This is a genomic window from Paraburkholderia tropica, from assembly GCF_914484835.1.
GTDB lineage: Bacteria > Pseudomonadota > Gammaproteobacteria > Burkholderiales > Burkholderiaceae > Paraburkholderia > Paraburkholderia tropica_A.
The window spans coordinates 101,797-115,262 of record NZ_CAJZAR010000001.1 but is presented as its reverse complement, the minus strand read 5'-3'; the positions used below and the strand labels follow the sequence as shown (position 1 = coordinate 115,262).

Genomic DNA, 13,466 nt, shown 5'->3' with positions numbered 1-13,466 from the left:
CTCGGATCAAGATTTACTTGATCTTCGTTTCCTTGTACTCGACGTGCTTGCGAACAACCGGGTCGAACTTCTTGATCGACATTTTTTCCGGCATGTTGCGCTTGTTCTTCGTGGTCGTGTAGAAGTGACCCGTGCCTGCGGTCGACTCGAGCTTGATCTTGTCGCGGATACCCTTGGCCATGACTTACTCCTTACAGTTCGCCGCGTGCGCGCAGGTCTGCGAGCACGGAGTCGATGCCGTTCTTGTCGATCAGGCGCAGGCCTGCGTTCGAGATGCGCAGACGCACCCAACGGTTTTCGCTTTCAACCCAGAAACGGCGATTTTGCAGATTCGGGAGGAAACGGCGCTTGGTTTTGTTGTTAGCGTGGGAAACGTTGTTGCCGCTCATCGGCGCTTTCCCAGTGACTTGGCATACACGTGCCATGAGTGCACTCCTACGGAAATTCTGAGTTCGAGAGCCGCTTAAAGTTTCCCAGGCGAGAAATGGCCGGAATCAGAGCGCGCTCACGTATGGATGAGAGACAACCTCGAACCCAGGCCGTATTTCCCCTGGAACGCCTTGACGGGCCTTCGGAACAGGGTTGGAAATAGGCAAACCGAGAGTCTAGCAGAAAAAGCCCAGGAAAATCAAACACGATTTGCAGATCGTGTTGTTGGCTGCGCTGTTTTCGGGGCGGGGCTCGCCGGCGCGTCTATTAGTCTAGTCCGTGGCGAGCAAAAGAGAACGTCTCCCGCGCGCCGATGATCATGTGATCGACGAGCCGCACCTCCACGAGCGCCAGCGTGTCGCGCAGCACCCGCGTGAGACGGCGGTCGCTCGCGCTCGGCTGCACCGCGCCGGAAGGGTGGTTGTGGGCGACGATCAGGCTCGCGGCGTTGAGCATCAGCGCGCGCCGCACGATTTCGCGCGGATAGACCGCCATGTGCGTGAGCGAGCCGCGCGCGATTTCCTCGTAGCGGATCAGCCGATGGCGCACGTCGAGAAAGAGGCAGACGAACACTTCCTGCGAGCGGCTGCCGATCATCAGCCGCAGATAGTCTTCGACGGCGCCGGGCGAGTCGATCAGCGGCTTTTCTTCGAGTTGCTCGGCCAGCGCGCGCCGCGCCAGCTCGACCACGGCCATCAGCATGGCCGCCTTGGCCGGGCCGATGCCGCGCACGCTCTCGAATTCCTCGGGCGGCGCGTCGAGCATCGCGCGTAAGGATTTGAAGTGATCGAGCAGGGCGCGCGCCACGTCGAAGACGTTATGGCCCGGCAAACCCGAGCCCAGCAGCAGCGCAACCAGTTCCAGATCGGAGAGCGCTGCCGGGCCAGCTTCGCGTAGCCGCTCGCGCGGCATGGCGCGGCGGCTGGGCGCCGGCTCGTCGTTCCAGAGGGGCGTATCGCAGGCGATTTTCACCAATTGAATCTCCTTGTTGCGGACGTGGATGCCGCTCGCATGTGGCGTCCGTCCAGGAACTATGTGGCTTACAATGAGGCTTTTCCGCTCGCGACCGCCGCGACGGACCGGCGCCCGAGGGCGCGACCAGACGAAACGAGTACCGCATGAGCATCATCGATATTTCCGAGGTGAAACCGGGTTCCCACGTCACGCTGAATTACCGGCTTTGCCTCGCCGACGGCACCGAAATCGTCAACACGTTTGCCGACCGGCCCGCCACGCTGCTGCTGGGCGCCGGGCAGCTCGCGCCGCCGCTGGAAAACATTCTGCAAGGTCTGAAGGTCGGTCACCACTCCACCTTTCAGCTAGAACCCGGCGTCGCGTTCGGTCAGCGCAATCCCGATTTGATCCAGCGCATCTCGCTCAAGACGCTGCGCGACAACGCCATGATCGGCGAGTCGTTCAATCCGGGCGATCTCATCGAGTTCAATGCACCCGACGGCAACCGCTACGCGGGCGTGCTCAAGGAAGTGAACGAAACCTCCGCGCTGTTCGATTTCAACCATCCGCTCGCTGGCCAGGCGGTTGCGTTCGAAGTGCAAATCATCGGAATCCTGTAAAGCCCATGACCTCCACGGACACGTCTACTGTCGTCGACCGCGCTCAACTCGCCGAAGCTGAAATCCTGCTCGCGCAGCCGCGCGGCTTCTGCGCCGGCGTCGACCGCGCCATTGAGATCGTCGAGCGCGCCATCCAGATCCACGGTGCGCCCATCTACGTGCGCCACGAGATCGTCCACAACGCGTACGTGGTCGAGGACCTGCGCCAGAAAGGGGCGATCTTCATCGAGCAGCTCGATGAAGTGCCGTCCGGCAATACCGTCATCTTCAGCGCGCATGGCGTGTCGAAGGCCGTTCGCTCCGACGCCGAGGCGCGCGGGCTGCGCGTCTACGACGCCACTTGCCCGCTCGTGACCAAGGTGCACGTCGAAGTCGCGAAGATGCGCGACGAAGGCCTCGACATCGTGATGATCGGCCACAAGGGCCACCCGGAAGTCGAGGGCACGATGGGCCAGGCGCAGGAAGGCATGTATCTCGTCGAGGACATCGCCGACGTCGAGTCGCTGTCGCTGCGCGATCCGGCGCGCGTGGCTTTCGTCACGCAGACCACGCTGTCCGTCGACGACGCCGCCGAGATCATCGAGGCGCTCAAGGCGCGCTTTCCCGGCATTCGCGAGCCGAAGAAGCAGGACATCTGCTACGCCACGCAGAACCGTCAGGACGCGGTGAAGTTCATGGCGCCGCAGTGCGACGTCGTGATCGTGGTCGGCAGCCCGAACAGCTCGAATTCGAACCGCCTGCGCGAAGTGGCCGAAAAGCGCGGCATCCCCGCCTATATGGTGGACGCGCCCGACCAGATCGATCCGGCCTGGCTCGAAGGCAAGCGCCGCATCGGTCTGACGGCCGGCGCGTCGGCGCCCGAGGCGCTCGCGCAGAAGATCATCCAGCGTCTGAACGAGCTGGGCGTGCGCAACGTGCGCGCGCTCGAAGGCATCGAGGAAAACATCGCGTTTCCGCTGCCGCGCGGGCTCGGCCAGGTGGCCTGATCGCCGCGATCCGGCATTCGCCGACGAAGAAGCGCGCCCTCGGGCGCGCTTTTTTTATGTCTTGCCGCTGCAATCCGCCGCTCAAACAAATGGGGCCACATTAATAAAAGTGTGCGGTGAACCGCGTCGCTACGCGGCTTCCGACTAGGTGTTTTCGCTAGAGGGCAGGGTCCGCGACGGTTATCTGACCCCGTTAAATCGATGTCTCGATAAGTGTTTTTCAGCGTCCGCACCAAATCCGGGCGCAAATTCCATCACCATTTAATTGTTCAACGTGGTGCAGCCGATGCCCGCCCGATAAGGCCCCGCGGCCGGCCTTCACAACACTTGATGTTAGGTCTGCCGATTTTTGGTGCAACTGATGCACGAAAATACGGCGCAACCTACGGTGCAACCGTGCTTGGGGTGCTTTCTCGAAAAAGGTTGCAATGCAGGAAAACCCTGCCGATTCAACAATATTGCCGCCTGCATAATAGGAGTTACAATGCGCGCGTTCTGAGGGCCGGACGTCAGCGCGAGGCCCATCAGGCAAGCATTTCGGAAGGCGCAGGAGACCTGTTTAATGCAAATCGAGTTTGCTGTTGCCGCAACTGCAACTGCTGCGGCTGCGGTTGCGCCGCGCCAAGCGCGGCACATTCGCGGTGCACGGCAGGGCAGGAGCGCGACATCGATGACCGTTGCACTCCCGGAGAAAGCTTGTCCGCGCGTTGCTGAGCCGTGCGGATCGACGGGCGCTCGCGTGGCCGTTCGAACTGGCACACATGTTGCATGTGCTAGCCGCGGCGCGAGAGCGGTTTTTGTCGCGGTCCGAAAGATCCTGGCCGATGCTGCCGTAAACGGTAGCGAGGCGGGGATTCCCGGCCCGATCCAGGGAGTCATGGCGTTGGGCGTTTGCGCAGTTGGCCGCGAGGCCGGCCGCGCACGCGTCGCAGCGAATGTGACAGGTAGTTGAACCCGACGGCACCGAACCATCCGACGGTGCCGTTTTTGCATCCGCTTCCGGCGAGCCTGCCGCTGCAACACAGCGTCAACGCGAACCGGGGGTGGCCAACCGTTACCGGTCTTTTACTTCAGTACCCGAAAGTGTCGTTGCGGTTCCGTAAAACATCGCCCACCGGCCGATGACAGCGCGAATCCGGTCGCACGGGCTAAGGAGCATTAAATGGATATTTTCGTCCAGCAGATCCTGAATGGGCTGGTGCTTGGCAGCATCTACGCCATCATTGCACTGGGCTACACGATGGTGTACGGGATTTTGGGCATCATCAACTTCGCGCACGGCGACGTGCTGATGGTCGGCGCGATGGTGGCGCTCTCCGCGATCACGGTGCTGCAGAATCACTTCCCCGGCCTCGGGAACATCCCCACGCTGTGTATCGCGCTCGTGATCGCCGCCGTGGTTTGCGCGTTCGTCGGGTACACCATCGAACGGATCGCCTACCGGCCGCTGCGCCGCGCGCCGCGTCTCGCGCCGCTGATCACCGCGATCGGCGTCTCGATCCTGCTGCAGACGCTCGCGATGATCATCTGGGGCCGCAATCCGCTGGCCTTCCCGCAGCTCATCTCGACCGACCCGATCAACGTGATCAAGCCGACTGAAACCGGCGTGGGCGCGGTGATCTCGCCGACCGAAATCGTGATCATCGTGGTCGCGTTCCTCGTGATGGCGGGTCTGCTGATCCTCGTTCACCGCACCAAGCTCGGCCGCGCCATGCGCGCGATCGCCGAAAATCCGGCCAACGCGAGCCTGATGGGCGTGAACCCGAACTTCGTGATTTCCGCGACCTTCATGATCGGCTCGGCGCTCGCCGCGCTGGCCGGCGTGATGATCGCCTCGGAATACGGCAACGCGCACTTCTACATGGGCTTCATCCCCGGTATGAAGGCCTTCACGGCGGCGGTGCTGGGCGGTATCGGCAATCTCGGCGGCGCGATGGTCGGCGGCGTGGTGCTCGGTCTGATCGAGCAGCTCGGCGCGGGTTACATCGGCAATCTGACCGGCGGGGTGTTCGGCAGTAACTATCAGGACGTGTTCGCATTCGTCGTGCTGATCGTGGTGCTCGTGTTCCGTCCGTCGGGGCTGTTGGGCGAACGTGTCGCGGATCGCGCATAAGAGGGAGTAGATCAACATGACTTCAATTCAACCGATCGAGCCGTCGACGACGCTCATCCCCGAGAAGAACACGACGCGCACGTTCGCGATCGGCATCGTGACCGCGATCGTCGTGGCCTCGCTGCCGTTCGTGGTGGGCGCAGCGGGCGGCAACTACTGGGTGCGCGTGCTCGACTTCGCGATGCTCTACGTGATGCTCGCGCTGGGCCTGAACGTGGTGGTGGGCTTCGCCGGCCTGCTGGATCTGGGCTATATCGCGTTCTACGCGGTGGGCGCCTACACGGCCGCGCTGCTGACGTCGCCGCATCTGAGCACGCAGTTCGCGTGGATCGCGAGCATGTTCCCGGGCGGCCTGCATACGCCGTACTGGATCGTGATTCCGTGCGCGATGGCGTTCGCGGCGATCGCGGGCATTCTGCTCGGCGCGCCGACGCTGCGTCTGCGCGGCGACTACCTCGCCATCGTGACGCTGGGCTTCGGGGAAATCGTTCGTATCTTCATGAACAACCTCGACCGTCCGGTGAACATCACCAACGGGCCGCAAGGCATTACGGGCGTGGCGCCGCTGCACGTGTTCGGTTTCAACCTGGCGCAGCCGCACGAGATCCTCGGCTTCACGTTCACGTCGGTCTACATGTATTACTACGCGTTCGTGATCTGCGCGCTGCTCGTGATCTGGGTGTGTACGCGCCTCCAGCACTCGCGTATCGGCCGCGCATGGGCCGCGATCCGCGAAGACGAAATCGCCGCGAAGGCCATGGGCATCAACACGCGTAACGTGAAGCTGCTGGCGTTCGCGATGGGCGCGTCGTTCGGCGGCCTGTCGGGCGCGATGTTCGGTGCATTCCAGGGCTTCGTGTCGCCGGAATCGTTCACGTTCTGGGAATCGGTCGTGGTGCTCGCCTGTGTGGTGCTCGGCGGCATGGGCCACATCCCCGGCGTGATTCTGGGCGCTGTGCTGCTCGCCATCTTTCCCGAGTTCCTGCGCTCGACGATGGGCCCGCTCCAGCACATGCTGTTCGGCCATGAAATCGTCGATACGGAAGTGATTCGCCAGCTGCTCTACGGCCTCGCCATGGTCGTGATCATGCTGTATCGCTCGGAAGGCCTGTGGCCCTCGCCGAAGCACGAAGACAAGATCGCGAAGATCGCCAAGCGCGGCAGCAAGAAGCCGGTGCGCGCCTGATCGCGAACAGGAGAGGAACAGAACATGAGCAATAAATCCATCCGCCTGTCCGTGAAGGGCGTGAACAAGCGCTTCGGCGGTCTGCAAGCGCTCTCCGACGTGGGCCTGCAAATCGAGGAAGGCACGATCTACGGCCTGATCGGCCCGAACGGCGCCGGCAAGACCACGTTCTTCAATGTGATCACCGGCCTCTACACGCCCGATTCGGGCGAGTTCAAGCTCGACGGCGAAGCCTATACGCCGACGGCGGTCTATCAGGTGGCGAAGGCGGGCATCGCGCGCACCTTCCAGAACATCCGTCTGTTCGGCGGCATGACGGCGCTCGAAAACGTGATGGTCGGCCGTCACGTGCGCACGAAGCACGGCCTGCTGGGCGCGGTGTTCCAGACGCCCTCGGAGCGCAAGGAAGAACGCGAGATCAAGGAACGCGCGCTCGAACTGCTCGAATACGTGGGTATCGCGCAGTACGCCGACTACACGTCGCGCAATCTCTCGTACGGCCACCAGCGCCGTCTGGAAATCGCGCGCGCGCTCGCGACCGATCCGAAGCTGCTCGCGCTCGACGAGCCGGCGGCCGGCATGAACGCGACCGAGAAGGTCGAACTCACGCGCCTGCTCGACAAGATCCGCGCCGATGGCAAGACCATCCTGCTGATCGAGCACGACGTGAAACTGGTGATGGGCCTGTGCAACCGGATGACAGTGCTCGACTATGGCAAGGTGATCGCCGAGGGTCTGCCGCACGACGTGCAGAAGGACCCGAAGGTGATCGAGGCGTATCTGGGTGCGGGGGTTCACTGATGTCTACACCGGTTCTGAAAATCAAGGGCCTGCAGGTCAATTACGGCGGCATTCAGGCGGTCAAGGGCGTCGACATGGAAGTTCGCGCGGGCGAACTGGTCACGCTGATCGGCGCGAACGGCGCGGGCAAGACCACGACGATGAAGGCCATCACCGGTCTGAAGCCGTACGCGGCGGGCGACATCGAGTACATGGGCCAGTCGATCAAGGGCGTGCCTGCGTATGAACTGCTCAAGCGCGGCCTCGCGATGGTGCCGGAAGGCCGTGGCATCTTCGCGCGCATGTCGATCCTCGAAAACATGCAGATGGGCGCGTACCTGCGCAACGACAAGGACGGCATCCAGAAGGACGTCGAGCGCATGTTCGGCTTCTTCCCGCGCCTGAAGGAACGCGCCACGCAGCTCGCGGGCACGCTCTCGGGCGGCGAGCAGCAGATGCTGGCGATGGCGCGCGCGATCATCAGCCGTCCGAAGCTGCTGTTGCTCGACGAGCCGTCGATGGGTCTGTCGCCGATCATGGTCGAGAAGATCTTCGAAGTGGTGCGCACGATTTCGGGCGAAGGCATCACGGTGCTGCTGGTCGAGCAGAACGCGCGTCTCGCGCTGCAGGCGGCGAATCGCGGCTACGTGATGGACTCGGGTCTCGTGACGATGGAAGGCGAGGCCAAGCAGATGCTCGACGATCCGAAGGTGCGCGCGGCGTATCTGGGCGAGTGAGCGGGCGCGCTCCACGCGGGCGCCGATAAGACAAAAGCCGCATGGGTTGCGAAACCCATGCGGCTTTTTCTTTGCATCTTTAAGTCGCTGCGTCTTTGCGCTGGCTGCGCTCAGGCGAGTGCTTCGGACTCCTGTGCGGAAAGACGCTTGCCGAGACTGATCACGGCGTCGGTGCAATAGCCGAGGCGGCCGTAGAACGCGAGCACCTCGGGCTTGTCGGTGAGCACCTGAAGGTTGAGCTTCAGGCAGCCCATCGCGGCCAGCGCGTTTTCGGCGTGGCGCACGAGCCGCGTGCCGAGACCGAGCCGACGCGCCTCGGGCGCGACGGCGACCGAATACAGCCAGCCGCGATGCCCGTCGTAACCCGCCATCGCCGTGCCGACGAGCGTGCCGGTTTCATCTCCGTCATGGCGAATCGCCACGAAGAACAGTTCCGGCTGCGTGCCGAGCTTGTTCGCGATCGACAGGCGCGGATCGCGATGCGGACGGCTCGCGTCGTTGTACTCGGGAAACGCCTGACGCCAGAGCGCGAGCACCGCTTCGGTGTCGGCTTCGGCGAAGGCGCGGATCGTGACGGTCATCGCTTTGCTCCGTGCTGTGCCCGTGCGATTACAGCGAGTCGAGGATGGTGCGCAGCATCGCCATCATCTGGTCGATTTCCTCGGTCGTCACGTTCAGCGCGGGCATGAAGCGCAGCAGGTTCGGGCGCGCCGCGTTCAGCAGCAGGCCGTCGGGCTGCATGTCGCGCGCCTTGTCGACGATCGCCGGGCCGATGTCCTTGCCGAGCATCAGCGCGCGCAGCAGACCTTCGCCGCGCTCGCCCTCGAAGCCGCGTTCCGCCGACAGTTCGAGCAGCTTTTCGCGCAGGTATTCGCCGCGCGCACGCACGCCTTCGAGGAAGCCCGGCGCGAGCAGTTGCGAGATCACCGAGTAACCGGCGGCGGTCATCACCGGGTTGCCGTTGTAGGTGCCCCCCTGATCGCCGGCTTCGAACACGCTCACTTCCTTCTTCGCGAGCAGGGCCGCGAGCGGCACGCCGCCGCCGATGCCCTTGCCGAGCGTCATGATGTCCGGCTCGATACCCGACAGTTCATAGGCGAACAGCGTGCCTGCGCGGCCGCAGCCGGTCTGCACTTCGTCGGCGATCAGCAGGATGCCGTGCTTCTGCGTGAGCGCACGCAGCTGCTGCATGAATTCGCGCGTGGCGGGAATCACGCCGCCTTCGCCCTGGATCGGTTCGAGCATCACGGCGACGGTCTTCGCGCTGATGAGCTTCTCGACCGAGGCGATGTCGTTGAGGTCGGCCTTCGGGAAGCCCGGCACTTGCGGCGCGTAGATCGTGTCCCAGCCCGGCTTGCCGCTCGCCGACATCGTCGCGATCGTGCGGCCGTGGAAGCTGTGGTCGAACGTGATGATTTCGAACGCGCCGTCGCGATACTTCTTGCCCCATTTGCGCGCGAGCTTGATCGCGCCTTCGTTGGCTTCGGCGCCGCTGTTGGCGAAGAACACCTTGTCGAAGCAGCTATTGGCCGTGAGCAGGCCCGCGAGCTTCGCCATCGGCTCGTTGTAGAAGGCCGGCGACGGGTTGATGAGCAGGCGCGACTGCTTGTCCATCGCCTCGATCATGCCGTCGTTGCAGTGGCCGAGGCTGTTGACCGCCCAGCCCTGGATGAAGTCGAGATAGCGCTTGCCTTCGTTGTCGTAGAGCCACGACCCCTTGCCATGCGTGAAAACGATTTCGGGCCGGTTGGTGATGTACATCAGCGACTCGATCGGGTACTCGGAAAAATTCATGGCAACAGGCTCCGCGCTGGGGCAGCAAAAAAGGTTGAGAACAGGGTGAACGGATACGGCGGAAAAACAAAAAGCCACGGACTGGCCGTGGCTTTCGTGATTCGAACTTTCCTGTGCGTTGAACGATGCAACGCGCGTCCGCGACTAAGCCAGGCCCTGATGGTGGGGCGAGCGGCGACGTCGGAGAGCGGACAGGAGGCGGTTCATGGGCGCAAGAATACGACAAGCCGAACGGCCATGTAAACCATCAATGTGCCGAATTTCTCCAATCGGCCGAAGAATTTTTCGTGACGGCGGGCACGGCGGCGCGCCGCGGAACGCCGTCGACGGCGCGCGATTGTGCCGGATTGCGCGCGCGACGAGCCGCTGCGCGCGCAATCCAGGCGGCTTCAGACCGGATTGGCGAGGTCGGCGGCGCTCGTGAACGAGTCCGCGTAGAACTCGTCTTCGGGCAGGCCGTGATGCTGCGAGAAGTCGCGCTGGGCCGACTCGACCATCACCGGCGCGCCGCACGCGTAGACCTGGTGGCCGGACAGATCGGGCAGGTCCTCGACCACGGCGCGGTGCACGAAGCCCGTGCGGCCGGTCCAGGCGTCGCCGGCGGCGGGCTCGGAGAGCACCGGCACGAAGCGGAAGTTCGGGATGTCCTTCGCCCATTGCTCGGCGAGTTCGAGCAGATAGAGGTCCTTCTTCTGGCGCGCGCCCCAGTAAAGCGTCATCGGGCGGTTCAGGTTCTTGTGAACCGCGTGCTCGACGATCGCCTTGAGCGGCGCGAAGCCGGTGCCCGAAGCGAGCAGCACGATGGGCTTGTCCGAATCCTCGCGCAGGAAGAAGGTGCCGAGCGGCGCCTCGAAGCGCAGGATGTCGCGCTCCTTCATCTGCGTGAAGACGTGGTCGGTGAACTTGCCGCCGGGCATATGGCGGATGTGCAGCTCGATCGGGCCTTCCTCGTGCGGGGCGCTCGCCATCGAGTAGCAGCGGCGCGTGCCGTCCTTGAGGATGAATTCGAGGTACTGGCCGGCCAGATACTGCAGGCGCTCGTTGGCGGGCAGTTGCAGCTTGAGGACGATGACGTCGTCGGCCTTGCGCTCGATCGCGGCGATGCGCGTGGGCAGCTTGCGCACCTGCACGTCGCCGACGCCCGCCACTTCGCGGATGTCGATTTCGAGGTCGGTCTGCGCCGTCGCGCAGCAGAACAGCGCCATGCCGCGCGTGCGCTCGTCGTTCGAGAGCGCCGATGCCGCGTGCGCGCGCTGCTCGACTTCGCCGCTGCAGACCGTGCCCTTGCACGAGCCGCAGGCGCCGTTCTTGCAGCCATAGGGCAAGCCGACGCCTTGACGCAGCGCCGCGTTGAGGATGGGTTCGTCGGGTTCGACCTGGAAAGTCCGGCCGCTTTGCTTGAGCGTTACGTTGAATGCCATGTTCGAGAAAGCCAGTCTGTGATCGGTAATCCGTGGCGCGGAGCGGGGCGGACCCTCGCATCCGGGCCTCGGCGGCTAAAATGGTTCCACCATGATTGCCACACGAAATCTGCGCCGTACGCGCATTCTCATCGTCGGCAGCGGCGACGTCGGTCTGCGCTGCGTCGACCAGTTGCGCGCGCGGCCTGCACGTCCGCGCGTGTTCGCGCTCGCGCGCCGCGCCGAACGCGCCGACATCGTGCGCGCCGCGGGCGCCACGCCGGTCGCGGGCGACCTGGACATGCACGCGAGTCTGACGCGCCTTGCCGGGCTGGCGGACGTCGTACTGCATCTCGCGCCGCCCCAGAAAGACGGCGACGACGACCTGCGCACGCGCCGCCTGATCGCGGCGCTCAAGGCGCGGCGGCGTTCCGCGGCGCGGCCCGCAACGGCCGGACAAGCGACCTCCATTGTACCCGAGCCCACCTGGCGGCCCGCTCGCGCCTACCCGGCGCGGCCCCGGCTCGTCTACGCGAGCACGACCGGCGTCTACGGCGACTGCGGCGGCGCGCGCATCGACGAAACCCGCACGCCGCGCCCCGCGAACGGCCGCGCCAAGCGCCGCGTGGCCGCCGAGCGGCAACTGCGGCGTGCGACGGCGCGCGGCGCGCTGAACGCCACCATCGCGCGCATTCCGGGCATCTACGCGGTCACGCGGCTACCGCTCGCGCGGCTGGAGAAGCGCACGCCGGCGCTGCTCGAAGCCGACGACGTCTACACGAGCCACATCCACGCCGACGACCTGGCCGCCATCATGCTGCGGCTTGCCACGCACGGGCGCCCGGCGCGCGTGATCCACGCGTCGGACGACAGCGAAATGAAGATGGGGACGTATTTCGACCGGGTCGCCGATGCGTTCGGACTCGCGCGCGCGCCGCGCGTGAGCCGCGCACAGGCCGAGCGCGAACTCGATCCGGTCTTGCTTTCGTTCATGCGGGAGTCGCGGCGGCTCGACAACGCGCGCCTGAAGCGCGAAATGCGCGTGCGCCTGCGTTATCCCGACGTGGATGCCTTCCTGCGCACGCTGCCGCCGCGTCCGTAATCGGGCGGGCGGCATGGCGCAAGCGTGCCGTTCACGTGATTGCCGGCAGCGCCTCGAGCAGGAGGAAGCAGAAAAGGGCGCCAATCAGGGCGCCGATCAAGTTCGGATGATAACGATGCCGTACATGCATCCACGTTATCAGGCCGCCGATCAGAATCGCCCCCAAAGCCACGAATGCCATCAACACGATCGAAATGTCGTATGTGCCGTTGATGATCATGATGCCCCCTCCTTGCAACTTGTAATCGTTGTTTTATCGAGTATAGGGCGCTTCATTGGGAAGGGCATGCTGCGGCGCGGCAAAAATAGGGCCGTTTCGCTCGCCCAGGCGGGGCAACGCGCCGACTGGCGGGGCCAAGCGGCCGCGCCTGTGGTTTACCCCTTGTTGCGCAGTGCGTCGAGCGCGGCGGCGTCGAGCCAGCGCCAGGCGCCCGGCGCCAGATCGTCGGGCAGCGCGTAGCCGCCGATGCGCTCGCGATGCAGCGCCTCCACGCGGTTGCCGGCAGCCGCCACCATGCGCTTGACCTGGTGATATTTGCCTTCGAGCACGCTCAGTTCGAGCGCATGCTCGCCGCGCGCCTGCGCCGAGACCGCCGCGCTGGGTTCGCGCTCGCCATGCAGCAGCACGCCTTCGCGCAGCGCGCTCAACTGCGTCTCGTCGAGCGGATGCTTCGTGGTCGCGAGATAGATCTTCGGCACCTTGCGCTTGGGCGAGGTGAACGCGTGCACGAACTGGCCGTCGTCGGAGAGCAGCAGGAGGCCGGTCGTGTCCTGATCGAGCCGGCCCACGCACTGCACGTTGCGCGCGGCGAATTGCGGCGGAAGCAGATGAAATACGCTCAGATGATGCTGCGGATCGCGCGAGCATTCGTAGCCCGCGGGCTTGTTCAGCACCACGTAGGCGCGCTCGTGGAACGGCCAGTCGGTGCCGTCGACGCTGAACACGAGGCCTTCGGTGTCGAAGTCGGCGCCCGGGTCGTCGCAAGGCGCGCCCGCGACGGCGACGCGTCCTTCCGCGACGAGCGAGCGGCACTGGCGGCGCGAGCCGAAGCCCTGGGTAAAGAGAATGCTTTCGAGATTCATGACGTGACGCTGGCGGCTGCAAACCGCAGCATTTTAGCGACTGCGGCCCGGCGCGCCGCTTTCTCGCGCGGCCACGAAGATAACGTCCACCTTGCGGCGACTGTCGAATTCGCTTGCGATGCTGTCCGCTTAGCGACGCGTTTTACGCCGATGGCGTAACGTACCGCGATGAACCGGCACGCGCCGCGTCTCGCGCGGCGGCCTCCGAGGCCCGTTCCATTCCCCCTTTTTTCGAGCGTAGCGCGCCCGGCACCGCGCGCTGGCCGCTGCGCGCGGCAACCG

General features: G+C 64.6%; 15 protein-coding genes. 7 read left to right on the top strand and 8 right to left on the bottom strand.

Features of this window, described 5'->3' with window-relative positions:
- Nucleotides 1–13 precede the first annotated feature (13 nt).
- From rpmG to radC, 3 genes are all read right to left on the bottom strand, one after another.
- On the bottom strand, nucleotides 14–181 hold the full coding sequence (gene rpmG / locus LDO54_RS00570) for a 50S ribosomal protein L33 (RefSeq protein ID WP_027817504.1): 168 nt from the start codon (nucleotides 179–181) through the stop codon (nucleotides 14–16).
- 10 nt (nucleotides 182–191) lie between these two features.
- Complete coding sequence (gene rpmB / locus LDO54_RS00565; RefSeq protein WP_027794135.1) at nucleotides 192–425, bottom strand: 50S ribosomal protein L28; 234 nt, start codon at nucleotides 423–425, stop codon at nucleotides 192–194.
- Between the two features lie 271 nt (nucleotides 426–696).
- Entirely contained in the window at nucleotides 697–1,341 is a 645-nt protein-coding gene (gene radC, locus LDO54_RS00560) for a RadC family protein (RefSeq protein ID WP_224004662.1), read from the bottom strand.
- A 206-nt stretch (nucleotides 1,342–1,547) separates the two neighbouring features.
- Here radC and LDO54_RS00555 point away from each other — a divergent pair, with 206 nt between their 5' ends.
- The 6 genes from LDO54_RS00555 (at nucleotide 1,548) to LDO54_RS00530 (ending at nucleotide 7,805) form a co-directional block, all read left to right on the top strand.
- Complete coding sequence (locus tag LDO54_RS00555; RefSeq protein WP_224004493.1) at nucleotides 1,548–2,003, top strand: FKBP-type peptidyl-prolyl cis-trans isomerase; 456 nt, start codon at nucleotides 1,548–1,550, stop codon at nucleotides 2,001–2,003.
- A gap of 5 nt (nucleotides 2,004–2,008) precedes the next feature.
- Entirely contained in the window at nucleotides 2,009–2,989 is a 981-nt protein-coding gene (gene ispH / locus LDO54_RS00550; RefSeq protein ID WP_224004490.1) for a 4-hydroxy-3-methylbut-2-enyl diphosphate reductase, read from the top strand.
- Nucleotides 2,990–4,151: 1,162 nt separating this feature from the next.
- On the top strand, nucleotides 4,152–5,102 hold the full coding sequence (locus tag LDO54_RS00545) for a branched-chain amino acid ABC transporter permease (protein WP_224004487.1): 951 nt from the start codon (nucleotides 4,152–4,154) through the stop codon (nucleotides 5,100–5,102).
- 16 nt (nucleotides 5,103–5,118) lie between these two features.
- A complete protein-coding gene (locus tag LDO54_RS00540; protein ID WP_224004484.1) occupies nucleotides 5,119–6,288 on the top strand; it encodes an ABC transporter permease subunit in 1,170 nt (389 codons plus the stop codon).
- Between the two features lie 24 nt (nucleotides 6,289–6,312).
- Entirely contained in the window at nucleotides 6,313–7,089 is a 777-nt protein-coding gene (locus LDO54_RS00535) for an ABC transporter ATP-binding protein (RefSeq protein WP_224004482.1), read from the top strand.
- On the top strand, nucleotides 7,089–7,805 hold the full coding sequence (locus LDO54_RS00530; protein ID WP_224004481.1) for an ABC transporter ATP-binding protein: 717 nt from the start codon (nucleotides 7,089–7,091) through the stop codon (nucleotides 7,803–7,805). Before LDO54_RS00535 ends, LDO54_RS00530 begins: the two co-directional genes overlap by 1 nt.
- Before the next feature lie 110 nt (nucleotides 7,806–7,915).
- Here the strand turns inward: LDO54_RS00530 and LDO54_RS00525 are convergent, their stop codons facing one another.
- The 3 genes from LDO54_RS00525 to LDO54_RS00515 form a co-directional block, all read right to left on the bottom strand.
- Entirely contained in the window at nucleotides 7,916–8,386 is a 471-nt protein-coding gene (locus LDO54_RS00525; protein ID WP_224004479.1) for a GNAT family acetyltransferase, read from the bottom strand.
- 28 nt (nucleotides 8,387–8,414) lie between these two features.
- Nucleotides 8,415–9,599 carry an acetylornithine transaminase gene (locus tag LDO54_RS00520; protein ID WP_224004475.1) on the bottom strand — a complete coding sequence of 395 codons (1,185 nt, stop codon included), beginning with the start codon at nucleotides 9,597–9,599 and terminating at the stop codon, nucleotides 8,415–8,417.
- A gap of 389 nt (nucleotides 9,600–9,988) precedes the next feature.
- On the bottom strand, nucleotides 9,989–11,020 hold the full coding sequence (locus tag LDO54_RS00515; protein ID WP_224004471.1) for a CDP-6-deoxy-delta-3,4-glucoseen reductase: 1,032 nt from the start codon (nucleotides 11,018–11,020) through the stop codon (nucleotides 9,989–9,991).
- A 91-nt stretch (nucleotides 11,021–11,111) separates the two neighbouring features.
- On the opposite strand from LDO54_RS00515, the gene LDO54_RS00510 reads away from it, so the two are divergent.
- Nucleotides 11,112–12,101 (top strand): NAD-dependent epimerase/dehydratase family protein, encoded by a 990-nt coding sequence (locus LDO54_RS00510; protein WP_224004468.1) that lies wholly within the window; start codon nucleotides 11,112–11,114, stop codon nucleotides 12,099–12,101.
- A gap of 31 nt (nucleotides 12,102–12,132) precedes the next feature.
- Here LDO54_RS00510 and LDO54_RS00505 read toward each other — a convergent pair whose 3' ends face one another.
- Nucleotides 12,133–12,321, bottom strand: a complete 189-nt coding sequence (locus LDO54_RS00505) for a hypothetical protein (RefSeq protein WP_224004465.1) — start codon at nucleotides 12,319–12,321, stop codon at nucleotides 12,133–12,135.
- Nucleotides 12,322–12,476: 155 nt separating this feature from the next.
- Nucleotides 12,477–13,184, bottom strand: coding sequence for a pseudouridine synthase (locus tag LDO54_RS00500; protein WP_224004463.1), 708 nt, complete (start codon nucleotides 13,182–13,184; stop codon nucleotides 12,477–12,479).
- Nucleotides 13,185–13,466: the final 282 nt, after the last annotated feature.